This is a genomic window from Campylobacter showae (assembly GCF_900699785.1).
In the GTDB taxonomy this organism is placed as follows: Bacteria; Campylobacterota; Campylobacteria; order Campylobacterales; family Campylobacteraceae; genus Campylobacter_A; species Campylobacter_A showae_D.
Genome location: NZ_LR535679.1, coordinates 854,501 through 881,176 on the forward strand (window position 1 = coordinate 854,501; position 26,676 = coordinate 881,176).

Here is a 26,676-nt window from a genome sequence, read left to right on the forward strand (position 1 = left end):
AAAAAGGATAAAACAAGCTAAATTTAAAGAAATATTTTTATTTTATCTTGTTTATTAGCCTATCGATATCAGCTATTTCATCAAATTCGATAGTGATTTTTTTGCCTTTTATCTTAACCGGTACGTCAAATTTAGAAAAAATCTCTTTTAAATTCGTTAGTCTTTCAAGATATCTTTCATCTAACTTAAGCACTGCTTTGGGCGGCAATTTATTTTTTAAATTTTTTACCAAATTTTCCGTCTCGCGCACGCTAAGGCGCTGCCCGATGATGGTATCGACCGCCGTTTTTTCGTCATTTGGCTCAAGACCTACGATGACTTTAGCGTGCCCTTGCGTTAGTTTGCCTTCTTTTATATATTCTTGCGTCACGGCGCTAAGACTCAAAAGTCGCATCGTATTTGTTATCTGAACCCTGCTTTTGTGGATAATGTTTGCGAGCCCATCCTGAGTGATTTTATATTCGTCTATGAGCTCTTTATAAGAATTTGCAAGCTCGATCGGATTTAGGTCCTCTCTTTGGATATTTTCTATGAGGGCTAGCTCGCGCAGGCTTTGACTCTCGATGTCGGCGACTATAGCCTTTATCTTGCTTTCGCCAAGCAGCTTAGTCGCGCGAAATCTCCTCTCGCCCGCGATCAGCATATATCCGCCGTCTTTTTCTATGACGATGATCGGCTGGATGAGCCCGTGCCTTTTGATACTTTCGCTAAGCTCCCTTAGCGCAGTTTCGTCGAAATTTTTACGCGGCTGATACGGGTTTTCGACGATCAGGTCTAGATCGATATCCTTTACTATATCGCTGTTGCCCTCGTTTAGCTCAGCTTTGTACGCAAGCTCGACGTCCTCTAGTATAGCGCCCAGTCCGCGCCCTAAACTTCTTTTCGCCATCTTCTACCCTAAGATCGAATACGCTAAATTTTGGTACGCTTGCGAGCCAGGCGATTTTATGTCATACAGTATCACAGGCTTTCCAAAGCTCGGACTTTCGGCGAGTTTTACGTTTCGCGGCACTATTACGAAGTCTCCGTCGCCATCCTTTGTTTTAAACAGCTTATTTTCAAAATGTTGCTTTAAATTTGCCACGGTTTCCTTAGCGAGGTTGTTTTGCGAGCTGTACATGGTCGGCAAAAAGCCCTTTATATTTAGCTTTGGATTTATGGTTTTTTTGATTATTTTGACCGTGTTTAAAATTTGCGCAAGCCCCTCTAATGCGTAAAATTCACACTGGATCGGGATTATCACGCTATCGCTAGCGCTTAGGGCGTTTACGGTGATACTGCCTAGCGCCGGAGGACTATCAATGATGATAAAATCATACTGCCCCTCGACCTCTTCGATCTTGCTTTTTAGTATCTTTTGACAGTCTTTGCTCTGCTCGCTTAACTCTTGCTCGATTCCGACCAGACCGATGTTTGATGGCGCTAGAAAAAGCGTCGGGATCTCGGTTTTTAGCACGATTTGCGAGAGCTTTTTACGACCCGTGAGTACGTGATAGATGTTATACTCGTAGTCGTTTCTACTAAAGCCCATTCCTGTCGTCGCGTTTGCCTGCGGATCGATGTCGATGAGTAGGACTTTTTTTTCGGCCACCGCTAGCGATGCGGCCAAATTTACCGCCGTGGTCGTCTTCCCGACGCCGCCTTTCTGGTTTGCAATGGTTATAATTTCACACATGAGAATTTTCCAAATTTTTGTTTTTTAACTGATTAATTCTACAGAAAACTTACTTTGTCCAAGTTTAGTTTCGGCTTTAAAATTTCTGAAAGAATTTCGCGGCTCGTCCCGGCCGATATTTCGCGAAAATATTAAATTTTACGTTAAATTTAAGCAAATTTATCTGAGCGAAAAAACTCTTCGTCCGCCTATATCCAAAGAGCCGTCGGGTAGGAGTTTGGCGTTTTTGAGCGCTACCTCTTCGCCCTCAAAGTGCGTGATAAATTCTTTTGATTTTTCAAATTCGCTCTCAAATTTTTTAAAAACTTCCGCCCAAGACGGAGCCGTTTGCAGCCTCTTACAAAACTCTCCGACTGCGGCGCTAGGGCTCACGTCTATATCTAAAATTCCGGCGTTTTCGGGCGCCTTTTTTAGATTTATACCCATGCCGCAAACGTAAATTTCGCCGACCCTCGTCGTCAAGGTTCCGCCGATTTTTTTATCGCCGACGTAAAAATCGTTCGGCCATTTTAGCCAGATTTTCGAGCCGCGAGCCGCGAGAACTTCGCGCATTATCACCGAAAAGTAAATCGACGCCGACTCGCCTTTTAGATCGCCGGGCAGCGCCGTCTCACTCATGCAAAATGAAAAAAATAGATTGCCCTCCAGCCCGCTCCACGTGTTGTTTCTGCTGCCGATACCCTGCGTCTGCTCTTTTGCCACTAGCGCAAAAGGCGGCTGTATTTGGCCGTTTCGCAGCCCTTCGACCAAAACTTTTTGCGTAGAAGGGACGCTATCTGCGAACTCTATTCTCAAATTTTGTTCCTTTTAAATTTGCTGTTTTATTTTACATTGCGAGCGCATTCGTACCGTTAAATTTACAAGGCAAGCTTCGCTCTGCTCAAATTTACGACACTATATCGCCGACGCCAAGGCGCTTACCGTTTAAATACGCGCTAGCGTCCACGGTTTTTTTGCCGGGCTCTTGCACCTTTATGATCTTAACCGCGCCATCATTGCAAGAAACGCAAAAACTGGGCTTACCAACCTGCAGAATTTCGCCCGCGCGTTCAAATTTAAGCCCGCGGGATTCACGCAAAAGCTCTAGTTCTAAAATTTTTAACCCGCTAGCTAGATAAATCCCTGGCCAGGGCGTTAGAGCACGAAATTTATTATAAATTTGCCGTGCGCTTTCCTCAAAACTAAAAAGCCCGTCTGATTTTGCTATTTTTTTGCAGTGCGTAGCCTGTGCGCCCTCTTGCTTAAGCGGCGTCAAATTTGCAAAATTTCGCAGCACGCGCACTATCAGCTCGCCCGCTAGATAGCCGAGCTCGTCAAACAGCTGCGCCACCGTTTTGTCCTCGCAAGGCGTGTAGGTAAAATCAAGCATATCGCCCGTGTCAAGCCCCGCATCCATCAGCATCGCCGTCACGCCCGTCTGCTTTTCGCCCGCCAAGATCGCGCTTTGGATCGGGCTTGCGCCGCGGTATTTAGGCAGGATCGAAGCGTGCAGGTTTATGCAAGGCGAGATATCAAGGACGCTTTGCGGCAAAATTTTACCGTATGCGGCAACTACGATAAAATCAGGCTTTAAGTCTTTTATCTGCGCTACAACCGCCTCGTCTTTGAGTGTCGCAGGCTGAAAGATCGGCACGGCGGGCAGGTGCTGCTGCGCATAAACTTTAACCTCGCTCGGAGTTAAAATTTGCTTCCTGCCGACGGGCTTATCAGGCTGCGTAAAGACAGCCGCGATCTCAAATTTCGCCCCCGCAAGCGCGCGTAAAATTTTAGCCGCATACTCGGGCGTTCCCATAAAAACTATCTTCATTCTTTTCCTTTAAATTTAGCCAAATCACGGCGCGAGAGATTATGCAGGCGCTAATCGTGCTCGCAATAAATTTTATGCATACCGCAGTACAAACACGGGTTCACACTCGTGCGCCTTATTTGACGGCGGATTGATTTTTATCCTCGGATCCGTCCGGCCAAGGCCAAAAAGCGCACGGATCTTCGGACCAATAAATCTTTGCAGACGGTTTCGCTCCCAGCTCATCTAGGCTAATCTTGCCGTCACGATTAGCGTCCAACTTCTTAAATTCCGAGTCTGAGCGCAGATTTAGCTCTACTCTCAGCCCAGACGGCACCTCGCTCGCCATCCACTCCTGCAAGCTCAGCGCGCCGTCGTGATCCTTGTCGTTAAAGTCCATAAACTTCGGCACCGGATCGGCGGGATCGCAACCGTATGCGCCGAAGCATAAAAATACTAGAATAAAAATTTTATTCATTTCGCCTTCTTAAATTTTTTCTTTTTACGGCGTTTGCGAGCGATAAACATAAAATTTAACCGCGTATACGGGCGCGCTAGGCCTACGTTCGCAAAAGCCATCTACGGCGCGGCTTTTAGCGCAACCTACAGCTCCTTTTTAAGCAGCTCAAGCAGATTAAATTTTAGCTCGTTTATATTTTGTCCCGTCGCCGAGGATATCGGCATCACGAAAAACGGCTTAGCCGCGTCAAATTCATAAATATCTTGTTTAAATTTCATCTCGCCAGCCGTGCCTACAAGCCCCAAATGCGACAAAAACGCGTCAAATTTTTCCTGCAAATTTTCGGCCGCGTCCGCGCGAGTTAGGGCGATCGCGTAGTCTCGTTTTGCAAGCTCGCCTGAAAATTTCGCCGTCTCGGCCCGCAGCGCGTCAAACTGCTCCTCGGGGCCGCGATAGTTCGCAAGATCGAGCATAAAAAGCAAAATTTTCGTGCGCTCGACGTGTTTTAAAAACTGCACGCCAAGCCCGCGCCCTTCGCTTGCACCCTCGATGATGCCTGGGATATCGGCCATGACAAAGCCGCTGTATTCGTCCACCTCGACGAGACCGAGCTTTGGCGTGAGCGTGGTAAACTCGTAGTTTGCGATCTGAGGTTTGGCGTTTGAGACGGTCGAGATCAGCGTGCTTTTACCGACGTTTGGAAAACCCACGAGCCCAACGTCGGCGATGAGCTTAAGCTCCAGCCGCACCTCGCGTGTTTCGCCCTCTAGGCCTTTTTGCGCGTATTCGGGAGCTTGGTTGATCGAACTTTTAAAGTGCACGTTGCCAAGCCCACCTTTGCCGCCTTTTAAAAACAGCTCTCGCTGCCCTTCGCTAGTTAAGTCGCAAAGCAGCTCGCCCGTCTTGGCATCTAGCACCGCGGTGCCGGGAGGCACGATGAGCTCGAGGTGTTCGCCTCTTTTGCCGTGCATCCTGCGCCCCGTGCCCGCTTCGCCGTTTTGAGCGCGCATGGCCTTTTTGCCTTTATACGCCGCCAGCGTGTGGGTATTGTTATCGGCGACGAAATACACATCGCCGCCGTCGCCGCCGTCGCCGCCGTCCGGTCCGCCTAAAATCACGTGTTTTTCGCGGCGAAAGCTCACAGAGCCGGCCCCGCCGTGACCCGAGCTTAGGGTTAAATTTACGCTATCTATAAACATTTCTTGCCTTATTTTTTAAATTTTATTTAATTATTTTTCGGTTCGTAATTTTGCGAAATTTTCGGATTATATCGGTTTATTGATTAAAATTTGATTTGCCGCAAAGTTCAAACGATTTGCCAAGCGCCGTTATTAACACAATACAAATGGTCAAATTTTAAAATTTGGTAACTGACGTGATGATTATTTTTGTTATATAAAAGATTTTTGGATTTTAAAAATTTGGGTGGTTTTAAAAGAAAAAGGGGCTTTCGCCCCAAGGATTACGCAGCAGGATAAACTGAAACTTTTTTTCTGTTTTTATCTAGTCTTTCGAATTTAACGAAACCGTCGATTAGCGCGAAAATCGTGTGATCTTTGCCTAGACCGACGTTGCTGCCCGCGTGAGTAGCGGTACCGCGCTGGCGGATGATGATGTTGCCCGCGCGAACGAATTCGCCGCCGAATTTTTTAACGCCTAAGCGTCGTCCGATACTATCTCGGTTATTCTGGGTTGAGCCTTGACCTTTTTTGTGTGCCATTTCTTATCTCCTTAAGCTGCGATACTTACGACTTTTACGCGTGTAAACTGTCTTCTAAAACCGCGTTTTAGTTTTGAGTCTTTGCGTCTGCGTTTTTTGTAAATAATGACTTTTTTATCCTTGCCCTCATTTACGACTTCAAGAACGACTTTCGCACCCTTTACGAACGGCGCGCCTACCTTTACTTCACCGTCGTTTACGCACAAAACGTCCGTAATCTCGACTGATGACTTTGCTTCAGCACTGAAATGGTCAAGCTTAAGATATTCGCCTTCGCTGACGCGATACTGCTTGCCGCCATGCTTAAATATAGCGTATTTTGACATACTCTACCTTTCTAAATTTGGTAAGACCAAAAAGCGCTTTTGGATTTCAAAAGACTTGGGGAGCTTTGTTGGTTGTAAGAGACGGATGATACCCAAAAATTTATAAATTTTGGTTTAATGTCCTAGCTTTTAAAATTTCATCCGCTAAATTTTCAACCATCGTATCGTGATCTAGGAAGCGTATTTGATCGCTCGGCGAAGGCCCGTCAAAAGGCTGATGAAGAATGGTTTTAGCCGGCAAAGCGTTTAAAATTTGATTAAAAACTTCAAATTCAGGCGGAAAGCTAAAATACAATTTTGGCTGCACCGATTCGCCGCTAAAAAGCCTTTTTGCGTAATTTTCATTGAAATTTTTAGCTTTCGGCAGGCAAATGCGCTCAAAAATCTCAAAAGGCAAGAGATAGTGCGCCAAAGCATAAAGTCCGTGCGCAAAAAAGCTAATCCTCTTTTCAAATTGCGGCGCGGCGGTTCTGGCGACTTTTACGCAAAAATTACTCAAACTCTCGCTCATCGCGGCCGCGTCTTTTTCGTGCAAGGCAAGGATAAATTTTACCGCTTCTCTTTCGTTTATCGGCTTTTTGGAGTCCGCAAATCTACGCGCTTTTTTGAGTGCCGCCTCAAGCGATTTTTTATCGTCCCATAGCAGCGCCGAAACCAGATCGCTCATCACGCATAAAAATCTATATCCGTTCGTGCTAGGCGGCATAGAGTGCGTCATTACGTTTTTGGCGCCGGCCATATCTCCGCACGCTAGCGCAAGAAACGAATGTATCAGTCTCTCGCACTGATCGTATCCGCCCGCGCAGCCGGGCAGCAGCTCGTTTCTAGCGTACTGGAAAACGAGATCGTTTAAAGCCTCTACGTAGCCGCTTTCTATACATTTTTCGAGCCAAATTTCATAAGGAATTTGCGGTATCGAAAAAGCCATCAGTTTTATCAGCTCGCACAAAAACTCGCGCTCGCTTAACTTTTTCTTTTTTAGTTTAGCTAAAACCTCGCCGCACTCGCCCAAAAGCAGCTCAATTTCGCTTTTTTGCGGTTTTTTAGATTGTGAAAATTTGAGGGAATTCTCCTGCGAGTCTTGTAAAAATGTTTTCATCTACATACTTCCTATTTTTATTTATTTTATCAAAAATTTCTTGCGCCCGGGGCAAATGCGAGCCGTATCTGGCCAGATAGAGCCAGTCTATCCCTTCGCACGGCGTTTTGGCAAGCGCCTTGCCGCCTTTGGTCGCCTTGGCCGAATACTCCAAAACAAAATGCAAGGCCGAGTGCGCCGCGTCCTCTTTATATAAAATCCCCGTCATCGCGTAAAATTTCGCGCGGTAGTCTTTGCTAGCGAGCAAACTCGCCAAAAAGCCGTTCTCGCCGCCGTCCGCTAAAAACGCGATCGTTAGAGCCGCGTTACCTTGCACGTCTAGGCTTTTAAATTTGACGGCGCCTTTTAGCGCGGATATCGCGCGCGTCGTGCCAAGCTCGCGCAAGGCGATAGTAGCCCAAAGGAGATCAAATTTATCCTGCGAGCTTTGCAAAACTTCTATCAAATTTGACTCGTCGTAGGGGATCTTGCAGTCTTTAAAGTGACCCGCGGCAGCCTCGTTACGCACCCTCATCCGCCCAAACCACTCGCTTACGTGACAGTCAAGCTTTTGCATTTTTCTCCTTTAAATTTAGGCAATTGTAGCGTAAAATTTAACCTCCTTTTAGGTATAATCGCCCAAATTTAAGCAAATTTGAGCCAAAACGCTCGGCAAGATAAATTTAGGACGAAAATGGCAGGCGAAGATCAAGAAAAAACCGAAGAACCCACCTCCAAAAAGATCGAAGACGCGCGCAAGGACGGCAACGTCCCCAAAAGCCAGGATTTAGCAGGCTTCGTCACGCTCGCGGTCGCGATCTTTGTCGTAGTGGCGCTTCTTGGCTTCATCGGCGATCAGTTTTTCATGCTATATAACTACTATCAAAGCCTCATCGGGCAGGAGTTTACGCGCAAGCTACTTTTTAGCGTCGCGATCACGACGATATTTCGCACGCTGCTCATCATCCTGCCTATCGCCGTTTGTATCGCGATCGCGGGCGTCGTCGCTAATCTCATGCAGTTTGGATTTATATTTACGACCAAGCCTTTGGAGCCGAATTTAAACAAAATCAACCCGCTAAAAGGGCTCAAAAATCTCTTTTCGCTCAAAAAGCTGATAGACGGCATCAAAATGGTGCTCAAGGTCACGGCGGTTTTTACGGTCGGATTTTTGATGTTTTTAAGCTTCATCAAAGAGCTGCCGCATACGCTGTTTTTCTCGATGGCGGCGCAGCTAGCGTGGCTAAAAGAAAAGATGCTGATTTTGGCCGCAGTGATGCTCATAGTGATGTTTATCATCGGGCTTCTTGACGTGCTGATCGTGCGTTTTCAGTATTTTCGCGACCTAAGAATGAGCAAGCAGGAGATCAAGGACGAGTACAAACAGATGGAGGGCGACCCGCAGGTAAAAGGCCGCATCCGCCAGCTGCAAATGCGAGCCGCGCGCAACAGGATGATGCAAAATATCCCGCAAGCAGACGTCATCATCACCAACCCGACCCACTACGCCGTCGCGCTTCGCTACGATAAAACAAAGGAAAAAGCGCCCGTGATCCTCGCTAAGGGCGTGGATTTTCTCGCGCTTCGCATCAAGCAAATCGGAGTGCAAAACAACGTCAAAATCGTCGAAAATCCGCCGTTAGCGCGAGAGCTATACAAAATGTGCGAGGTAAACGATATGATACCTGCGGAGCTCTTTCGCGCCGTCGCCGAGGTGCTAAGCTTCGTCTATATGAGCGACAAACAAAAATTCGGCGATAGGCTGAAGTGAAATTTAAATTTGACTTTTTAACTGTAAATTTGAAGCCAAATTTGGAGTCAAATTTGCGCCGCTCAAATTTGGATAAATTTTAGAATTTTACTCGCCAAGACCCGAATCTTTAAAATGCCAAATTTGGTTTTGTCAAATTTAACGCTGTGTGCCAAATTTAATCTTTCTTGTTAAGGGGGAAGGGGCTTGAATTACAAAGTCGCTCCCCACCCCCTTTAATCCCCCTCCCCCTACGACGCTTTAAGGTGGCGACACTGCTTTGCTGACGCAAAGCGTCGCAAATTTGAATCAAATTTGACGTTTTCAAGATGCGGGTCTTGGTGGGTAAAATTTGACTGTAAGAAATTTAGGCGAAGTATCGCGAGATGATTTTTCGAGTTTTGAAGCAAAATTGAGCGTGCGCTAGGCATATAGCCTGCGGAGCGAAAATTTTGCAAAATCTCGGAAAAGCGCTCGCGAGACGAGCCGAAGCAAGTCTCGCAAGGTAAGATTATTTAATAAATCCGTAAAGATTAGCCAACACCCAACCCACTGCGCACGAACTAAACACGCCGATAAGGCCAGGGATGATGAAGCTGTGGTTGATGACGTATTTGCCGATCTTGGTCGTACCTGAGCGGTCAAACTGGATCGCCGCAAGGTCGCTCGGATATGTAGGAAGGATAAAGTATCCGTAGCAAGCCGTAGCAAACGCGACGATGATGCCTGGATCCACGCCGATCTGAACGGCAAGCGGTACGAACGTCGCGGCGGCGGCTGCTTGAGAGTTTAGGAACTTAGAAATCAGCATACCTACGACGATATACATCCACGGGTAGGCCTTCATCACCTCTCCTAGCGAGCCTTTTAGCATCTCGATATGAGAGTGGAACATCGTATCTGCCATCCAGCTGATACCGTAGATCGCTACTAGCGCGACCATACCGCTGTGGAAGATCTCGTTTTGAGCGATCTTAGCAGCCTTGATGCCTGAGTAGATCATCATGATGGACGCAGCTAATAGCATGAAAATTTGGATCGTATCGACCATGCCTAGAGGGGCGGTCTTTTTCATAGTGTCTTTTACTACGATGCTAGCGTTTGCGACGGTTTCGGTTTTACCCTCTTTAGTGATGACTACGTTGCCGTCTTGAAGCACGAAGCTTTGAGTTACTTTTTTGTCTTTATCTAGGACTTCTACGTTAGTAAATTTAGTAGCGTCTTTTACCTTACTGTCTTTTACGTTTGAGACGACTTTGCTACTATCTACGGTAGAGACTACTTGACCGTCTTTTACGGTGATGTTTTTAACTACTTTTTTATCCACTACGATTTCGATAGATTTACCCGGGACGTCGCTAGTCCAGCTAGGGCGGAGTTGTTTATAGTAGCCTAGAACCGCCACGATAGCGATGGTAGCTAGAAATATCCACATAACGTTCCACTGTTTAGCAGGGAGTTTTACGCCGATTAGAGAGTGAGATTCGTCTGAGCCGTAGATATATCTTCTTTGCTCAGGGTCTTTGATCTTCTCTTGAAACTCAGGGTCTTTATCTAAGTCTTTACCTCTAAAGATCGAGTAAGTACCGATGATAAGCATACCGATAAACGTAGACGGGATAGTGACTTTTAGCAAGTCCACGTAGCTGGTAAATCCGTCGATATGAACGGTGCCCGTGCCTAGCAAAACGGCGACCATAGATACGCCCGCAACCGAAACCGGGCTAGCGATGATAGCTAGCTGAGACGAGATCGTGGTAGCAGCCAGCGGTCTTTCCGGACGGATTCCGCTTTTGATAGATACGTCGTAAATGATCGGCAATAGCGTATAAACCGTGTGTCCGGTGCCGCATAGAACGGTTAGCGTCCAGCCGCAAAGAGGGGCTAGGATACAGACGAATTTAGGGTTTTTTCTTAGCGCTTTTTCCGCTATCTGAAGCATAACGTCAAGACCGCCCGCGGCTTGTAGCGTGGAGCTTGCTACGACGACGGCTAGGATCGTTAGGATGACGTCTACTGCTGGTTTGCCCGGCTTCATACCGAATGCAAATACCAAGATAACAAGACCGATGCCGCCTAGTACGCCTAGCGCCATACCGCCTTTTTTAGCGCCGTAGAATAAACATCCGAGCACTACGATTAGTTGGAGAGTGAACTGAGTGCTTTCACTCAAACTGGTTAGGAATTCCATTTTTTCTCCTTTTAGGAAATTACGGCGCGATTATATAAATATTAAAATTAAATACTAATAAAAAAATTAAAAATACATTTGTAAGCGTTAATCATATATTTAACCAAATTTGACGCGCCGCTAGTCAAATTTGACCGATCCAAATGCGTTTAAAAGAAAATTTGATATATAATCCTAAGGCAAAAAATTAATAAATCTGCTTAAGGAGTAAATATGCAAATCCCTATCGCATACGGCAAAGACGATCATCTAAATCTAGAGATAAACGAGAAAAATTTGCTCGGCGTTTTCGATCCAAACCCCGTGGCTAAATTTGACGAAACGGCACTCATCGCAAAGGCTCTGGCAAACCCAATAAATCAAAAAAGCTTTGACGAGTTTATCACAGGCGATGAAAAGATCGTCGTCATCGTAAACGACGGCACCCGCCCGACGCCGACGGCAAAAATTTTAAAGCAAATTTATCCGAAAATCCGCGAGAAAAATAAGATTTTCATCATCGCCACTGGATGCCATAGAGAGGGCACGCAGGAAGAATACGAGATGATCTTCGGCAAAGAAATTTACGCGGAGATTAGAGCCAAAAACGAAGTTCACGATCATGACTCCAAGCACGACGAGATGGTCTTTTTAGGCGAGTCCAAAAACGGCACGCAGATGTATCTAAACAAAATCGTAGCAGAAGCCAAAAAGGTGATCGTCATAGGCTCGGTCGAGCCGCACTATTTTGCGGGCTACACGGGCGGCAGAAAGGCCTTTTTGCCGGGTACGGCGTCGTATGAGAGCATCACGCAAAATCACAAGCTCGCCCTAAGCGCCGATGCGCAAGCTCTGCGACTAGAGGGCAACCCAGTGCACGAAGATATGATCGACGCGATGAAAGTGCTAGCGCATATCGACGTTTTTTCGATCCAGACGGTGCTTGATAGCGAGCACGGCGTGTATTACGCGAGCGCGGGCGACCTCAATGACAGCTTTTACGACTGCGTGAAAAAGGCCGACGAGGTCTTTTGCGTAAACATCCCGCTCAAGGCCGATATTGTGATTTCGGTCGCGCCCTATCCGATGGACGTCGATCTCTATCAGGCGCAAAAAGCCCTAGACAACGGCAAACTAGCGCTCGCGCAGGACGGAATTTTAATAATGGTCGCAAAGTGCCGCACAGGCATCGGGCCAAAGCCGTTTTTTGATCTGATGGCATCCGCGGATACGCCTAAAAAGGTGCTCGAAAAGATCAGCGCTGGCTTTAAACTCGGCTATCACAAAGCCGCTAAAATGGCCGAAATCTCGCTCTGGGCACAGACTTGGGCGGTAAGCGATCTGAGCGACGATGAGATGCGAGCCGTACACCTAAAACCGTATCACGATATCCAAAAGGCCGTGGACGACGCGCTAGCGCAAAAGGGCGCGGACGCTAAAATCATCATCCTGCCGTTTGGCTCGATGACGGTGCCTAAGGCCTAAGCTTGGCTAAAATTTTATATTACGATGCGAGCTGCGGCATCAGCGGCGATATGAATTTAGGCGCGCTGGTGGAGCTCGGCGTGGATTTTAGTTATCTTTGCGCCGAGCTTGAGAAGTTAAATTTAGCCGGCGAATTTAAGCTGGAGCGCAAAAACGTGCTAAAAAACGGTATCGCCGCGACAAAAATCGACGTCGTGCCGCTAAAATCACAGCCTCACGCCAGAAGCTACGCGGACGTCAGGCAAATTTTAGAGAGTTCAAATTTAAGCCAGAACTGCAAACAAAGAGCGGGCGCGATATTTCGCACGATTGCGCAGGCCGAGGCCAAAGTTCACGGCACAGAGGTAGAGCGGGTGCATTTTCACGAAGTTGGCGCGATCGATAGCATCGCCGACGTCGCGGGCGCAGCGATCTGCATCGAATATCTTTTTGGAAAGCTCGGCGTCTCGCGCGTCGTAAGCTCCAAAATCGAGCTTGGCGGCGGCGTAGCGATCTGCGACCACGGCGAGCTTGGCGTGCCTGCGCCAGCCGTTTGCGAAATTTTAAAAGGCGTGCCCGTAAGCCTCGGACGCGCAAATTTTGAGATGACCACGCCAACGGGAGCGGCGATTTTAAAGGCTTGTGCGGACGAGTTTGCGGATAACGCGAGCTTTAAAATAGAAAAGATCGGCTACGGCGCGGGAGGCAAGGACGCAACGGACTTTGCAAATGTGCTTCGCGCGATGATCTGCGAGGCGCATTTAAGCAGCGAAAGCGGCGAGTCAAATTTAAGCGCGCAGGCTGGCTACGGCGAGGTTTGCAAGCAAATTCTGATCTCCACGAACATCGACGATATGGACGCCGAGAGCTTTGCCTTTGCCTGCGAAATTTTACGCGAAAACGGCGCGCTAGACGTCTTTAGCCGCTCTATTTTTATGAAAAAGGGGCGCGCGGGCTTTGAGCTAAACGCGCTGTGCCGCAAGCAAGACGCGCAAAATTTAAAGGATCTTATATTTACGCACACGACGGCGATCGGCGTTCGCGAGATAGAGGTTGCTAAAACCGAGCTAAAGCGCGAGTTTGTGCGAGTGCAGACGAAATTCGGCGAAATAGGAATTAAAATTTCGGGTAACAGTCAAGCGCAAAAAGCAAAGCCAGAATTTGACGAGTGCAAGGCCGCGGCGCTCGCGCACGGTACGACGATCGAGCGGGTGCGAAAAGAGGCGCTGAAAATCTATGACGAAACTAGAAAAACTAAAGGCTGATCTGCGCGGACTGGGCGAACTCGCGGTCGCATTTAGCGGCGGCGCGGACAGCTCGCTGCTACTGCGTGCGGCGCACGACGCGCTGGGAAAGCGCGCGATCGGCATAACGATCAGATCGCCCTATATGTCCTCGCGCGAGATCGCCGAAGCTGTGGAATTTGCCCGCATCTACGGCATCAGGCACGAAATTTTAGAGCTCGGCGTTGCAGAGGAGATCAAAGACAATCCCGAAAACCGCTGCTATCTGTGTAAAAAGGCGGTGTTTTCGCGCCTGATTGAGCGCGCCCGTGAGCTTGGCTTTAGCCGCGTCGCAGACGGCACGAACCGAGACGATCTGGGCGAACACCGCCCGGGACTCAAAGCAAAAGAGGAGCTAGGCGTACTCTCGCCGCTAATAAATTTAACCAAATCAGAAATCCGCGAGCTATCGCGCGAGTTAAATTTGCCCACCGCCGAAAAACCGGGCTACGCGTGCTTGCTAACGCGCCTGCCGCACGGGCGCGAGATTGACCCGCACGAGCTAAATTTGATCGAAGCGGCGGAAAATCTACTCATCGCAAGCGGCTATGCAAACGTCCGTGCGCGGTGCGATCGCAAAAATATAAAGCTGCAAATGCCCTTTTCTAGCATGCAAGACTTTCTAAACGACGCTAAATTTAAGAGCGTCGTTAGGCAGCTCGTGGTGCTGGGTGCAGCGGAGGTGACGCTTGATCTAAAGGGGCTTAGAGAGGATGTTTTGCATGAGAGAGGATGAAATTTTAGAGCTTTTCGCGGGGGTAAAAAGCGGCCGCGTGAGCGAGCAAGAGGCGCTAAAATACCTGAAAAACTACCCCTACGAGGACGTGGGCTGCGCCAAGATCGACACCCAGCGCGCCCTGCGAAACGGCGCGGGCGAGGTGATCTACGGCGAGGGCAAGACGGACGATGAAATTTTACGTATCGCGGAGGCGATCGGCGCGAGGCGGCAAAATATCCTGATCACGCGCACGAACGAGCGGGTTTTTAAGCGGGTGTGCGAGGTGCTGCCGCAGGCGGAGTTTAACGCTCGCGGCCGCGTCACCAGCGTCAAATTTAAAGAGCCCGCGCTCACGCAAAGCTACATCGCGATAGTCTCTGCAGGCACCGCCGACGGCGCGGTAGTGGAGGAGGTGTACGAAACGGCGCGATTTCTAGGCAACGACGTGCGCAAATTTAGCGACGCGGGCGTGGCTGGGCTGCATAGGCTGATCGCAAATTTAGACGAGATACGCGGCGCAAAGGTCGTGATCGCGGTGGCGGGCATGGAGGGCGCGCTAGCTAGCGTGCTAGCAGGCCTTGTTAGCGTGCCGGTGATCGCGGTGCCCACCAGCGTGGGATACGGAGCGAGCTTCGGCGGTCTGGCGGCGCTGCTAGCGATGCTAAACAGCTGCGCAAATGGCGTGAGCGTCGTAAATATCGACAACGGCTTTGGCGCCGCGTATAACGCGAGCCTGATAAATCATCTCTAAATTTACGCCGCCGCGCGGGTCAAATTTAACGGCTAAATTTAAAAGGAAAGCGTTGCGAGAGGAAAATTTAAACGAGCAAAAGGCTAGGCCGAAGGGCGCAAAAAAGGCGCAAACAAGACAAAGCGCGAGGACGAGGCTAGCGTTTTTAGCCGCGGCTGGCGTGATCTTGGCGGCTGAAATTTACATCGTGATCTGCGTAAAGGGCGGCTTCGTGCGGCACTACGCGGGCGACGTTTTGGCCGTCATCTTGCTTTACGCTTTGGCGCGGGCTGCTTTTAGCGAGCCGCCTTTAAATTTACCGCTTAAAATTTTCGCGTTTGCCGCAGCCTTGGAGCTCGCGCAGTATTTTGGCGCGGTGCAAATTTTAGGCATAGAAAATAAAATTTTAAAAGTAATGATCGGCGGGACGTTTGATTTTACCGACCTGCTCTGCTACGCCGCAGGCTGCGTCCTGGCGGGCGTTTATGAAAAATTTGAAAAAAAGGAGAAGCGATGGATAAACAAAAAGCCGTGAAAAAGATGACCGAGGTCATGGCGAAATTCGTCGGCTACACGGGCAAGGTGCTGCCTGATGATGTGACGGCAAAGCTGCGGGAGCTTAGCGAGCGCGAGACGCAGCCGCTAGCGAGAGAAATCTACAAAACAATGTTTGAAAACCAGCGCCTGGCTAAGGAACTAGATCGTCCGTCCTGTCAGGATACGGGCGTGATCCAGTTTTTCGTGCGCTGCGGAGCGAACTTCCCGCTCATCGGCGAGATTGAGGAGCTGCTGCGAGAGGCCGTACTGCGAGCGACGCGCGAGGCTCCGCTGCGTCACAACAGCGTCGAGACATTTGACGAGTACAACACTGGCAAAAACGTCGGTAAGGGCACGCCGAGCGTATTTTGGGAGATCGTGCCGGGTAGTAGCGAGTGCGAGATACACACCTATATGGCGGGCGGCGGCTGTAGCCTGCCCGGCAAGGCAACCGTACTGATGCCGGGCATGGGTTACGAGGGAGTCGTAAAATTCGTCATGGACATCATGACAAGCTACGGCATAAATGCCTGTCCTCCGCTGCTAGTGGGCGTAGGCATCGGCACCTCGATCGACGTGGCGTCGCTGCTATCTAAAAAAGCGCTGATGAGGCCGCTAGGCTCGCGCAATCCAAACGACCGCGCCGCGCTAACCGAAAAGCTGCTAGAAGATGGTATCAATAAAATCGGCCTCGGCCCGCAAGGCATGAGCGGCGCAAGCTCGGTCATGGGCGTGCATATCGAAAACTGCGCCCGCCACCCAAGCGTCATCGCCGTCGCCGTAAACGTAGGCTGCTGGTCGCACCGCAAAGGCCACATCGTCTGGGACGAAAAGATAAATTTTGCCGTAAAATCGCACAAGGAGTTCGCGCTATGAGTAAGAAAATTTTAACCACGCCGATCGCGCCCGAGGATCTAGCGGATATCAAGATCGGCGACGTGATCTACCTAACCGGGCACATCGTCACCTGCCGCGACGTGCCGCACAGACGCGTCGTAGAGGAGTGCCGCGACCTACCGCTAGACATCAGAGGCGGTGCGATCCTGCACGCGGGGCCGATCATCAGAAAAATGGACGGCGGCGGCAAAGAGGGCTTTGAGATGGTCTCTGTGGGGCCGACGACTAGCATGCGGATGGAGAAATTTGAGCGCGAATTTATCGCTAAAACGGGCGTGCGCCTGATAGTGGGCAAAGGCGGCATGGGCGAGGGCACGATGAGCGGCTGCAAGGAGTTTGGCGCGATACACTGCGTATTTCCCGCGGGCTGCGCGGTGGTCGCCGCGACGCAGGTCGAGCAGATCGAGAGTGCTGACTGGACGGAGCTTGGGATGCCTGAGACGCTGTGGAAGTGCCGCGTGAAGGAGTTTGGCCCGCTCATCGTCTCCATAGACGCGCACGGAAATAATCTTTTCGAGCAAAACAAGGTCAAATTTAACGAGAAAAAGGACGCGGCGCTGGCTGAAATTTTACCGCAGGTGGGGTTTATAAAGTAAAACGTAATCGTTACGGACGCGATATGAGCAAGCTTGTCTCGCGTCCGAGTTTGGGATTATTTTATGCCGTTTTCTAAAAGCTCGTTTAAATCGTTCTCATCAAATCCTATCGTTTTTGCGACATTTTTGATAAACATCCTTTCTGTTACGTGAAAATTTCCGTCCACATTTGCAAGCGCGATCATGTCTATCACTAATGCCAAAGACTCATCGAAATTTTCTTTAAAAACGGAATAATCAACTATAACCTTCTCTTTTGAACCAAGCTGTTCGATTAGTTGCATTTGATCTTGATTTGATAACGGAGCACTTTCTATAAAATCTTGCAAATGTGCCATTTCGCTGTCTTCGATTTTGCCGTCTATTTTCATTAAATTTATTAAAATTTGAATTTTAGTTTTTACAATATTTGCACTCTGAGCTAAATCTTGATATGCCGATTTTAAATCCTCGGCAGCTAGCTGCATTTGTGTCACACCGTCGTCAATTTGAGCTAACTCATCGGTTGCGGTTTCGTATTCTATCTGTTTTGAAAATATAAAATCAGCTTTTTTGCCGATTTTGTCAGTGCTTATTTTAGACCAAGTAGCCATAGCAGCAGCACCAGCAACCGGAAGCCACTTTGCAACCATAGACTTGGCCAATTGCTGTGTTATTTTGCCGCCCAGCATCGCTACTATTTTTTGTATAACCCTAGCTCCGGCTCGTTTTACTAAAATTTTTTGTCCGTGTACCACCACTAATCCCGTCGCTACGTTGCCACTTGCTCCAAATAGTATATCCAAAATAAGCTCGTTGCTAGCCGTCTTGCCGTGAGCCTTGGCTATGTCGGCCACCATAGCCATTTGATTCCTGACGATCGCTATAATTTCAGGTACCGCCGCCGCCATACCCCAAGGACCTGGTATTAGCCCAGCTCCGCCCGAAATAGCCGCATTCTTATAGCCATAACTAGATATTAAACCTTTTACGTCGCCAACGCTTGGAAGTGGATTTTTACTATAATGTTCTTCCCTGCTACTAACAACGCTTTCCAGTGCATTATTGATTCCTTCCGAAATTTTACCCTCGACTGCACTTGCCATGTCGTTTCCTTTACGTTAAATTTTGCGAGTCGATTGTATCGTTTTTTTTTTTTGTAAAGTCAATGTTTGAACCGAAATTTAACATGTGAAGCATAAAATTTTACTTCAACTCCCCCCAATCCTTCGCCACGTTTAGGCTCGTTTTTAGCGGTACGTTTAGTTTGTAAATTTCTTGCATTATCTTTTGCGCCGCCGCTCCGAATTCCTGCGCATAACCGTCTTGCACCTCGAAAATCAGCTCGTCGTGTATCTGCAAAAGCATCCTAGCGCGCGGGCTTAAAAGCGGACGGATTTTTACCATCGCCATTTTTATGATGTCGGCGGCTGAGCCCTGAAATATCGTATTTACCGCCTCGCGCTCGTACATCGCAGTTTGCATCGGCGTTGCGGTAGTAAAGTCAAACAACCGCTTTCTGCCAAGTAGCGTGCGCACGAAACCCTCGTTTTTGGCCGCGGTTTTTATCCCTTCTAAAAAGCCCTTTATCGTAGGGAAAGCTTTAAAATAGCGCTCTATATACTCCTTTGCTTCGGCGCGCGTGATACTTACTTGATTTGCCAGCTTGCTCGAGCCCATGCCGTAGATGAGGCCGAAATTTATACTCTTGGCCACCGCGCGGTTTTGCCCCTCGGCGCTGCCAAATATACTAATCGCCGTGCGCGCGTGGATATCCTCGTCGTTCGCAAACGCCTGAAGCAGCGCGGCGTCCTTGCTAAAATGCGCAAGCAGCCGCAACTCGATCTGGCTGTAATCAAGCCCTACGAAGCTAAATCCGCTTTTAGCCTCAAAGCAGCCTCGCACGTCCTTAGCTAGGCTGCCGCGAGCGGGGATATTTTGCAGGTTCGGGTTTTTAGACGAGAGCCTGCCCGTGCTCGTTCCCGTCTGGATAAAGTTCGTGTATATCCTGCTGTTAGCGTCTTTTTTGGCTAAATTTAGCAGCGGTTCGCAGTAGGTGCTTTGTAGCTTATATAGCTCGCGGTATTCAAGCAGCTTAGAGATGACGGGATGCTCGTCTATAAGCTCTGCTAGCACGGCCTCGTCGGTGCCGTAGCCGGTTTTAGTCTTTTTCTTTACGGGTAGTTTTAGGTGCTCAAACAGCACCGAGCCTAGCTGCTTAACGGAGTTTATATTAAAATTTTCGCCCGTTAGCTCGTAAATTTCAGCTGTCAAGGCCTTAATCTTGGCGTCGTTTTTTAGGATCAAATTTTGCATTTTATCACGGTTTATCGCGATGCCCTCGCGCTCCATATCAAAAAGCGTGAGGATGAACGCAAACTCGTGCGTGTCGGCGAGCGCGAGCAGCTCAGGGTCAAGCAAATTTAAAAAGCTTTTGTAAAATTTCAGCGTTATCCACGCATCCTCGCTCGCGTATTTTGCGGCGTTTTCCAGCGCCACGGACGCGAAGGTCTCGCCGCGCTTTACCACGTCTTCAAATTTGATCGTGTCGTAGTCGTAGAGCCGCTTGGCTAGCGCGTCCATACCCACGCTTGAGCCCGGATCCATGAGCCACGCCAGTATCATCGTGTCTTTAAAATTTACGGGCGGCTCAAACCCTAAATTTCGCTTTACGACTTTAAAATCGTACTTTAAATTTTGCCCGATCACGCAGCCTTTGTAAATTTGCGAGATCGCCCAAGCGGCGAATTTCTCGCTCGTCTGCTTCGGCGCGCCCAGATATTCGTGCGCCACCGGCACGTAGTAAGCCTCCTCGTCGTTAAAGCAAAAGCTAAAGCCCACGAGGCGGGCGTTTTGCGTATCGACGTCCGTAGTCTCGGTGTCAAAGGCCACGAGCGTGTCCGCGTCTATATTTGCCAGCAGTCGCTCGATCTCGCCCTCGTCCGTTAAAAGCCGCGCGTTAAAGCCGAGCTTAAATTCCGCGTTTTCGCCCGCGTTTTGGCTATTTTGCAACGCTTTTAAAAGGCGGTTTAGATCATATTCGCGAAGAGTATCGGCGACCTTTACGAGCGGATTTTGCTCGGGAAATTCCGCCCTTTTTAGATCGAGCACGTCAGGCACGTCGTCAAAGAGCGAGGTTAGACGCTTGCTCAAAAACGCGCTCTCTCGCCCCTCGGCAAGCATCCCGCGGATGCGTTCGTTTCGCACTAGGGGCAGGTTTTCGTAGATGCTTTCTAGATTGCCGAATTCGTTTAGCAGCTTTTTTGCGCCGACCGCACCGATGCCTTTGACGCCCGGGATATTATCCGAGCTATCGCCCGCGATCGCGAGAAAATCACGTATGCAGCTTGGCGGAACGCCGTATTTTTCTATGCAGCTAGCGCTATCGTGGTCGATCTTGCTTTGGGGGCTGTAGATGCTCACTTTGCCGTCCTCGATGAGCTGATAGAGGTCTTTATCGTGCGTCACTATGCGTACGAATATATCCCGCTGTTTGCACTCCTTTACGACGCTAGCGATGATGTCGTCGGCCTCGTAGCCTTCGCGGCTCACGGCGGCTAGGCCCATTTTTTCTATCATTTCTATGCACACAGGCAGCTGCTCTTTTAGCGCTGCGGGAGGCTCGGAGCGGTTGGCTTTGTAGTCGCCTAGGATCTCGTGGCGCAGCGTTTTACCCTTGCTATCTAGCGCGAAGATGATATAGTCGCTGGCAAACTCCTGGCGTAAATTCATGATAAAGCTAGCAAAGCCGCTCACCATACCGCTTGGCTTGCCCTCGCGGTTTTTTAGCCCGCTCATCGCGTAGTAAAGTCTGAAAAAAAATCCGAAAGTGTCGATGATCGTTAGCGTTTTTTGGCTCATTTTTTATCCTTTTTTTGGGCTAATTTTACAAATTTTAGGCAAAAAAATGGCTGATTTGAAAGTAAATTTAAATTTAGCGGCGCGGGTCAAGCGCGGACGCGATCAAATTTGAGTTAAATTTGACGCTAAATTTAATCGAGTAAATTTAAAAAGTAGTCAAATTTGAGCGGCTAGCTCACCGCTCAAATTTAAATCCTAAAAGCCTAAGCCTCAGCGTTTTTTGGCTCATTTTTTATCCTTTTTTTGGGCTAATTTTACAAATTTTAGGCAAAAAAATGGCTGATTTGAAAGTAAATTTAAATTTAGCGGCGCGGGTCAAGCGCGGACGCGATCAAATTTGAGTTAAATTTGACGCTAAATTTAATCGAGTAAATTTAAAAAGTAGTCAAATTTGAGCGGCTAGCTCACCGCTCAAATTTAAATCCTAAAAGCCTAAGCCTCTATCGTCGCGGGCCTATCAAACGCCGTTACGCTCGGCAGTTCGCCTTTAAATTTCTCTATCTGCGCCATGCTCGTGTGCGCGGTGTTGCTTTGCGATAGCTGCGAGCTCGGTACGTCCCTCGTTAGCACGTTTATGTTGCCGTGTTTGCATAGGCTTTTCTCGCCCCAGACGGCTGGATCGTACCATGCGCCCTCGCTCACGATCACGACGTTATCTTGCGCGGTATCGCTTACCAGCGCGCCGCAGAGGATCTCGCCTCGGTCGTTGTATATCCTTACTACGTCGCCCGTTTTGATGCCGCGCGCCTTTGCCGTGGCGGGGCTAATTAGCGCGGGTTCGCGGCCTGCGATCTCGGCGTAGTTGCGGATGAGCGAGCTGTTTAGCTGCGAATGGAGTCTAAATTTAGAGTGCGCGCCGCTGATGGCGATAGGATACTTGCTCACGTCGCCGCCCAGCCACTCAAACGGCTCCATCCACGTCGCGTGCGGCGGGCAGTCGGCGTAACCTAGCTTTTCGACCGCCTCGGAGTAGAGCTCGATCTTGCCCGACGGGGTTTTTAGCGCGTTTTTCTCGGGATCGGCGCGGAAGTCCGCGTAGTTTGTGAAGTACCGCTTTTTCTCATCGATCTTATCAAATTTGACGTAGCCTTTTTGCCAAAACTCCTCAAATTTAGGCATCGCTATGCCCATGCCCTCGGCTTGCTTGGCGGCGTTTTCGTAGATCTCGCGCACCCACTCAAGCTCCGTTTTACCCTCGCTAAAGGCCTGCTCGTACTCCTCGCTCCACTGCGCGCAGATGAGCCGCGCGATCTCAAAGTCGCTCTTACTCTCGCCCGCGGGCTTTACTAGCGGCTTAATCGCAAAGAGGTACTCGCTAGTCGAGTTTGCAAACTCTATGTCCGTGCGCTCGCACTCTAGCGCTGCCGGCAGCACGATGTCGCTGAGCCTCGCCGTACTCGTCCAAAAGGGCTCGGTAGTGATGATCGCTTCGATCTTTTTCATCGCTGCGACCGCGCGGTTGGTGTCGGGATGGCGGGTGAAGGTCGAGCCGTTGGCGTTAAACATCACGCGGATGTGCGGCATGACGTATTTTTTGCCGTTGCGCTCGATTTCTTTGCCCGGCTCCATGATCGCGTCTATGAGTCTGCTGTTTGGTATCTCGTGGTATTTGGCCTTAGCCAGCTTGCCTTGCGGGGCGACATATTTTTCGTTTACCGCGGGATTAAAAGCCTGAAGCTTTGGCGCGATGAAGCTAATGTCGGCGTTTTTATGCATCTGATCGTTCATCACGTAGCCGCGCCCAGTCTTGCCGATGTCGCCTAGCATCGCAGCCAGCGTGATGAGCGCCCAGTACGCCATCTCGCCGTGGTGCTGTCGCTGTATCGCGTAGCCGGTAACTATAAGCGTGTCTTTTTTAGCTAGCGTATCGGCTAGGCTTTTTAGCTCCTTTTCGCTCACGCCGCAAATTTTACTCGCCCACGCAAGATCCTTTTTCACGCCGTCTTTCGCGCCCGTGAAATACTCTTTAAATTTATCAAACCCAACCGTGTAGCGCTCAATAAATTCTTTGTCGTAAAGCCCGTTTTCGTAAAGATAATCGCAAAGCCCGATCAGCATTGCCGTATCGGTGCATGGGCGCACGGCAAGATAGTGCGCGCCGAAATACTCCGCCGTTTCGTTGCGGTAAACGTCGACGCTGTAAATTTTCATCTCGCCTTTTTTAAATTTTTCTTTCATAATCTCGTAGTAGGCGTAGGAGTTATGCATCGGTACGCCGATGGCGATCTTGTTTGAGACGACTGGGTTCGTACCCCAAAACACGATCGTTTTAGCCTCCTTTACCACGCCTTCCCAGCGCGTAGGATTATGCGTCGGATCGATTGAACCGGTCACGTGGGGCAAAAACGCCGTCGCCGCGCCGTATGAATAGCCGCCAAGCTCGCTCACGTAGCCTCCTAGCGCGTTTAGCATGCGCTTTGCGGTGCGCTGTGAGTGGCCGACCTTGCCTAGGCTGCCCCACTGATAAAGCTGCCCGTAAATGGCCTCAGAGCCGTATTTGTCGAAGTTTTCTTTTAAAATTTTGGCGCTTAGCTTTATCGCCTCGTCCCAGCTAACGCGCACGAAGGGCTCTTTGCCGCGAAGCTCCGGTTTTGGATTTGAGGGATCGGCTAGGAAGCTTTTGCGCACGTATGGGTATTTTACGCGCGTTTCGTTTTGGATGTGATCGCTTAGGGCGTTGTTTAGCACCGTTGGCATCGCGTCGCCCTCAAAGGGCTCGGTGCCGACAACCCTGCCACCGATGGTTTTTACGTAAAACGCGCCGAATTTATTCGCGCAAAGCCCCATCTGTTCGTCAAATATCGCCTGCGCCGCCGCGTCAAACTGCTTTGCCTGCGCTGATGCCGCCGCCAGCGCGCCTAGTTTTAGAAAATCTCGTCTTTTCATGATTCTGCCTTAAATTTAAATTTGGTGGTTGATTTGGTTTAAATTTAGCGGGATTTATTATGTCGAACTTTGCATCGTTTACCTTTAAACGTATTACGCGACCTCGCGCCTTAGCGATAATTTTACGAAATTTAGGCTTAATTCTCGTTTTAAAGGCTTTTTTAAAAATAGCGTAAATTTAGGCCAAATTTGATAATATCTCATCAAAATTTGAAAATTTAAAGGAAGCAAATGTCAAATTTAAAAGCCGACTTTGAGATAAAGCCTAGCGCCGAGTATAAAGCCATGACGCGCGAGGTAGGCAAGATAGTCTATAAGGGCGATAAATTTATGCGAAACATACGTATATGCGACTTTACGGCGTCGGCTCTTGGCATGTTTTTTATCACGCTTTTGTGCGTCAAATTTTACTTCAGGGAGCTTAGCGACTTGCTTAGAGATTACGGTTTTAGCGGCGTGAAAAATCTAGCCTACCTATCGTGGATGGCCGCGTTTTTTACTCTGCTCTACGCTACTGGACTGCGGCCTTGGCTGCTTACTCGCGCGCTGATAAATAAAGCAAACTACGGCGAATTCGGGCAAAAAAGCGTGATCTTAGAGGATGAGTTTTTCGTGCAAAAAAGCAAATTCGGCGAGGGTAGATATTTTTATAACGCCATCAGCGATGCCCGCTACGTCGGTAATTTCCTCGTCGTTATCATCGCAAACTCCATGTTTTGTACCGTGCCGCGCGAGGCTTTCGCAGACGGCGGGGCGGAGTTTTTAAGCGAGATAAAAAAGCGCGCGGGACTAGACGCTTAAAATAAAATTTAGGATTTAAAATGAGCGAATTTGACGAGTTAAATTTACACGAGCCGTTTTTAAAAGGGCTGCGAAATCTAGTAAGCGGCAACCAAGCTAAGCCTGAGGATTTGGTAGAAATTTCGCACGAAATTTTTGATTTTGAAGCGACGGCGACCGTGACGTGGGAGTTTTACGGCAAGCGCGAAGAGAGCAAGATAGCAGGCGGCCAAAAGGAGCAGATACACTTCGGCGACGACGCGCGCGGCTACGAAAATCACGCCAGAGAGTGCTTGCTGCAGGCTAGAGATAGCGCCGATCTGCACGAGATTTTACTCGCCGAGCTACGCCAAGACGCAAAAGAAGCCGTCGCTAAATCAGGCGGCACGGTTAGGTATTACGATTTTAAGCCATTTAGCATGAGCGAGCGCTGCGGCAACTGCGGCGGCGACGGGCAGACGAGATGCGGCGAGTGCGGCGGACGAGGCAAAAAAACCTGCTCCAGCTGCGGCGGACGCGGACGACAAAGCTGCTCTACGTGCGGCGGCAGCGGCGGCGTAAATCGCCCTCACACCCAGTATAACTCGAACGGCAGCACCTACGTGACGTATCGCTACGAGAGCTGTTCATCGTGCGGCGGTAGCGGTTCAAGTACCTGCTACGGCTGCTCGGGATCTGGCACGGTAAGGTGCGGCGGCTGCGGCGGGTCCGGCTACGTGCAGTGCGCCCAGTGTAGCGGACACGGATACTTTACTACGGTAGCAAACATCGGCGCCTACGCGAAACCCAGCGTAAATTTACGCATAAAATCGCGCGCCTACGCCGACGAGCTTTTGGATTTTTTATGCGCTCGCAGCTGTAAATTTATCTCACAGACGATACCTTTTTATCAAGACGAAGAGAGCGGCGGGGAGGATTCGCACCTGTTTTCTTACGTAGGTTCTAGCGCGATAACGAGGCTAAATTTTATACTGCTGGGCAAGGAGTACGAGGCGGTGGGCTTTAGCAACCCACCCTACGCCTTTATCAGACCGCCGTTTTTCGACGATCTTTTTGCGGACGAGATAATGATACTAGAAAAGATTGACGCCGACGGTAAGATAACTAGGCGCGAGGCGTTTAAATTTTTCACGCGCTACTGCTCGCAGCCCGCTCTAGACTCCGCGCTAAAGCGTATCGCTAAAACAGACGGCGCGCAAAACGAGGCCGCAAACGCCGTGATAGAGGCCTGCGACGGCTACGTCTCAAGAGGCGCGGCGAGCAAACTAGGCGAAACGATGAAAAAGTGCCTAAACAAAATCTCCCCCGTTTACTCGCCCGCGGTTTGGTTTGGGCTGGGCTCACTATTTTGGGTACTTGCGCTGGTTTTTACGGCGGGATTTTTGGGCGAAAATTTAGCCGATCGCTACATCATGGCGCCTATTTATACGCTTATATTTTTGGCTATTTGCGCGGGCACAGCTTGGTGCGTCTTAGCGCCTCTTAGCGCGCTGGTTACGCTATTTCGCCGAAGCAGCGTACCCAAAGAGTACCGCCAAAGCATGCGAAACAAAGAGGCTTTTTCGCTGTTTTTTAAAATTTTAGCGGGCTTTGGAGCCCTCGGCGCGATCTACGGCGCGATATCGAGCTTCGGTTACGCTCCGACTCTTATGCAGCTTGACGAGCGCTTTGAGGCATCGCGCAGCCTGGAGGCCAAATTTCGCGAGATGACGGCTAAATTTGACGGCTCAAACGAGACGGCGCGCGAAACAAACTCCACCGCCGCCGCCAAAACCGCGCCTCAGGTGACGCAAAAAGATAAAATTTTATACGTGCAAAAGGCTATCGGCGTCAAAGCCGACGGCATCATGGGCGCGCGCACGCTCAAAAAGGCGCAGGAGTTTTTGGACGCAAATTTAACGAGCGCGGATGAAATTTACGAAGCGATAAAGGCAAAAGAAGCAAGCTGCGGAAAATAATTACTTATATCTCATTTTAGGA

Annotated in this window: 24 protein-coding genes; 10 read left to right on the forward strand and 14 right to left on the reverse strand. The window is 49.4% G+C overall.

Annotated features, from left to right (window positions below; all coding sequences use genetic code 11):
* Positions 1–37: 37 nt before the first annotated feature.
* The 10 genes from E4V70_RS04230 to E4V70_RS04275 all read right to left on the reverse strand — a co-directional run bounded on the left by E4V70_RS04230 (position 38) and on the right by E4V70_RS04275 (position 7,622).
* A complete protein-coding gene (locus E4V70_RS04230) occupies positions 38–889 on the reverse strand; it encodes a ParB/RepB/Spo0J family partition protein (RefSeq protein WP_122863274.1) in 852 nt (283 codons plus the stop codon).
* Between the two features lie 3 nt (positions 890–892).
* On the reverse strand, positions 893–1,675 hold the full coding sequence (locus E4V70_RS04235; protein WP_122863273.1) for a ParA family protein: 783 nt from the start codon (positions 1,673–1,675) through the stop codon (positions 893–895).
* Positions 1,676–1,834: 159 nt separating this feature from the next.
* A complete protein-coding gene (locus tag E4V70_RS04240; RefSeq protein ID WP_122863272.1) occupies positions 1,835–2,470 on the reverse strand; it encodes a biotin--[acetyl-CoA-carboxylase] ligase in 636 nt (211 codons plus the stop codon).
* 91 nt (positions 2,471–2,561) lie between these two features.
* Entirely contained in the window at positions 2,562–3,482 is a 921-nt protein-coding gene (gene fmt / locus E4V70_RS04245; RefSeq protein ID WP_122863271.1) for a methionyl-tRNA formyltransferase, read from the reverse strand.
* A gap of 115 nt (positions 3,483–3,597) precedes the next feature.
* Entirely contained in the window at positions 3,598–3,939 is a 342-nt protein-coding gene (locus tag E4V70_RS04250) for an EF-hand domain-containing protein (protein ID WP_122863270.1), read from the reverse strand.
* A 125-nt stretch (positions 3,940–4,064) separates the two neighbouring features.
* Complete coding sequence (obgE, locus tag E4V70_RS04255) at positions 4,065–5,120, reverse strand: GTPase ObgE (RefSeq protein ID WP_122863269.1); 1,056 nt, start codon at positions 5,118–5,120, stop codon at positions 4,065–4,067.
* Between the two features lie 263 nt (positions 5,121–5,383).
* A complete protein-coding gene (rpmA, locus tag E4V70_RS04260) occupies positions 5,384–5,641 on the reverse strand; it encodes a 50S ribosomal protein L27 (RefSeq protein WP_002943616.1) in 258 nt (85 codons plus the stop codon).
* A gap of 11 nt (positions 5,642–5,652) precedes the next feature.
* Entirely contained in the window at positions 5,653–5,967 is a 315-nt protein-coding gene (gene rplU, locus E4V70_RS04265) for a 50S ribosomal protein L21 (RefSeq protein ID WP_122863268.1), read from the reverse strand.
* A gap of 100 nt (positions 5,968–6,067) precedes the next feature.
* Entirely contained in the window at positions 6,068–7,066 is a 999-nt protein-coding gene (locus E4V70_RS04270; RefSeq protein ID WP_122863267.1) for a hypothetical protein, read from the reverse strand.
* Positions 7,011–7,622: a HEAT repeat domain-containing protein gene (locus E4V70_RS04275; RefSeq protein WP_122863266.1), complete on the reverse strand. Its 612-nt coding sequence runs from the start codon at positions 7,620–7,622 to the stop codon at positions 7,011–7,013. Before E4V70_RS04275 ends, E4V70_RS04270 begins: the two co-directional genes overlap by 56 nt.
* Before the next feature lie 117 nt (positions 7,623–7,739).
* Between E4V70_RS04275 and flhB the strand changes: the two genes are divergently transcribed.
* Positions 7,740–8,816 (forward strand): flagellar biosynthesis protein FlhB, encoded by a 1,077-nt coding sequence (gene flhB, locus E4V70_RS04280; protein WP_122863265.1) that lies wholly within the window; start codon positions 7,740–7,742, stop codon positions 8,814–8,816.
* A gap of 490 nt (positions 8,817–9,306) precedes the next feature.
* On the opposite strand, the gene E4V70_RS04290 is transcribed toward flhB, so the two are convergent.
* Positions 9,307–10,986, reverse strand: a complete 1,680-nt coding sequence (locus E4V70_RS04290; RefSeq protein ID WP_122863263.1) for an anaerobic C4-dicarboxylate transporter — start codon at positions 10,984–10,986, stop codon at positions 9,307–9,309.
* A 213-nt stretch (positions 10,987–11,199) separates the two neighbouring features.
* On the opposite strand from E4V70_RS04290, the gene E4V70_RS04295 reads away from it, so the two are divergent.
* From E4V70_RS04295 to ttdB, 7 genes are read left to right on the forward strand one after another with little or no spacing between them, the layout of a single operon-like run.
* Positions 11,200–12,450: a lactate racemase domain-containing protein gene (locus E4V70_RS04295; protein WP_122863262.1), complete on the forward strand. Its 1,251-nt coding sequence runs from the start codon at positions 11,200–11,202 to the stop codon at positions 12,448–12,450.
* Between the two features lie 2 nt (positions 12,451–12,452).
* Entirely contained in the window at positions 12,453–13,694 is a 1,242-nt protein-coding gene (larC, locus tag E4V70_RS04300; protein ID WP_122863261.1) for a nickel pincer cofactor biosynthesis protein LarC, read from the forward strand.
* Entirely contained in the window at positions 13,666–14,448 is a 783-nt protein-coding gene (gene larE / locus E4V70_RS04305) for an ATP-dependent sacrificial sulfur transferase LarE (RefSeq protein ID WP_122863260.1), read from the forward strand. The genes larC and larE overlap by 29 nt, the downstream gene beginning before the upstream one ends.
* Entirely contained in the window at positions 14,435–15,181 is a 747-nt protein-coding gene (gene larB, locus E4V70_RS04310) for a nickel pincer cofactor biosynthesis protein LarB (protein WP_122863696.1), read from the forward strand. Before larE ends, larB begins: the two co-directional genes overlap by 14 nt.
* Positions 15,182–15,233: 52 nt before the next feature.
* Complete coding sequence (locus E4V70_RS04315; RefSeq protein ID WP_122863259.1) at positions 15,234–15,695, forward strand: ribosomal maturation YjgA family protein; 462 nt, start codon at positions 15,234–15,236, stop codon at positions 15,693–15,695.
* Complete coding sequence (gene ttdA / locus E4V70_RS04320) at positions 15,674–16,573, forward strand: L(+)-tartrate dehydratase subunit alpha (protein ID WP_122863258.1); 900 nt, start codon at positions 15,674–15,676, stop codon at positions 16,571–16,573. The genes E4V70_RS04315 and ttdA overlap by 22 nt, the downstream gene beginning before the upstream one ends.
* Positions 16,570–17,190: a L(+)-tartrate dehydratase subunit beta gene (ttdB, locus tag E4V70_RS04325; RefSeq protein WP_122863439.1), complete on the forward strand. Its 621-nt coding sequence runs from the start codon at positions 16,570–16,572 to the stop codon at positions 17,188–17,190. The genes ttdA and ttdB overlap by 4 nt, the downstream gene beginning before the upstream one ends.
* Positions 17,191–17,246: 56 nt before the next feature.
* Here ttdB and E4V70_RS04330 read toward each other — a convergent pair whose 3' ends face one another.
* From E4V70_RS04330 to E4V70_RS04340, 3 genes are all read right to left on the reverse strand, one after another.
* The gene (locus tag E4V70_RS04330; protein ID WP_122863440.1) at positions 17,247–18,275 is read right to left on the reverse strand and encodes a TerB family tellurite resistance protein; all 1,029 of its coding nucleotides are present in this window, start codon (positions 18,273–18,275) and stop codon (positions 17,247–17,249) included.
* Positions 18,276–18,375: 100 nt separating this feature from the next.
* Positions 18,376–21,030 (reverse strand): DNA polymerase I, encoded by a 2,655-nt coding sequence (gene polA / locus E4V70_RS04335; RefSeq protein ID WP_122863441.1) that lies wholly within the window; start codon positions 21,028–21,030, stop codon positions 18,376–18,378.
* Positions 21,031–21,462: 432 nt separating this feature from the next.
* Positions 21,463–23,916, reverse strand: coding sequence for a molybdopterin-dependent oxidoreductase (locus tag E4V70_RS04340; RefSeq protein ID WP_122863442.1), 2,454 nt, complete (start codon positions 23,914–23,916; stop codon positions 21,463–21,465).
* A gap of 231 nt (positions 23,917–24,147) precedes the next feature.
* Here E4V70_RS04340 and E4V70_RS04345 point away from each other — a divergent pair, with 231 nt between their 5' ends.
* Both E4V70_RS04345 and E4V70_RS04350 read left to right on the forward strand, forming a co-directional pair.
* Positions 24,148–24,717 carry a YcxB family protein gene (locus E4V70_RS04345; RefSeq protein ID WP_122863443.1) on the forward strand — a complete coding sequence of 190 codons (570 nt, stop codon included), beginning with the start codon at positions 24,148–24,150 and terminating at the stop codon, positions 24,715–24,717.
* Positions 24,718–24,737: 20 nt separating this feature from the next.
* Positions 24,738–26,654: a hypothetical protein gene (locus E4V70_RS04350; RefSeq protein WP_122863444.1), complete on the forward strand. Its 1,917-nt coding sequence runs from the start codon at positions 24,738–24,740 to the stop codon at positions 26,652–26,654.
* Positions 26,655–26,676: the final 22 nt, after the last annotated feature.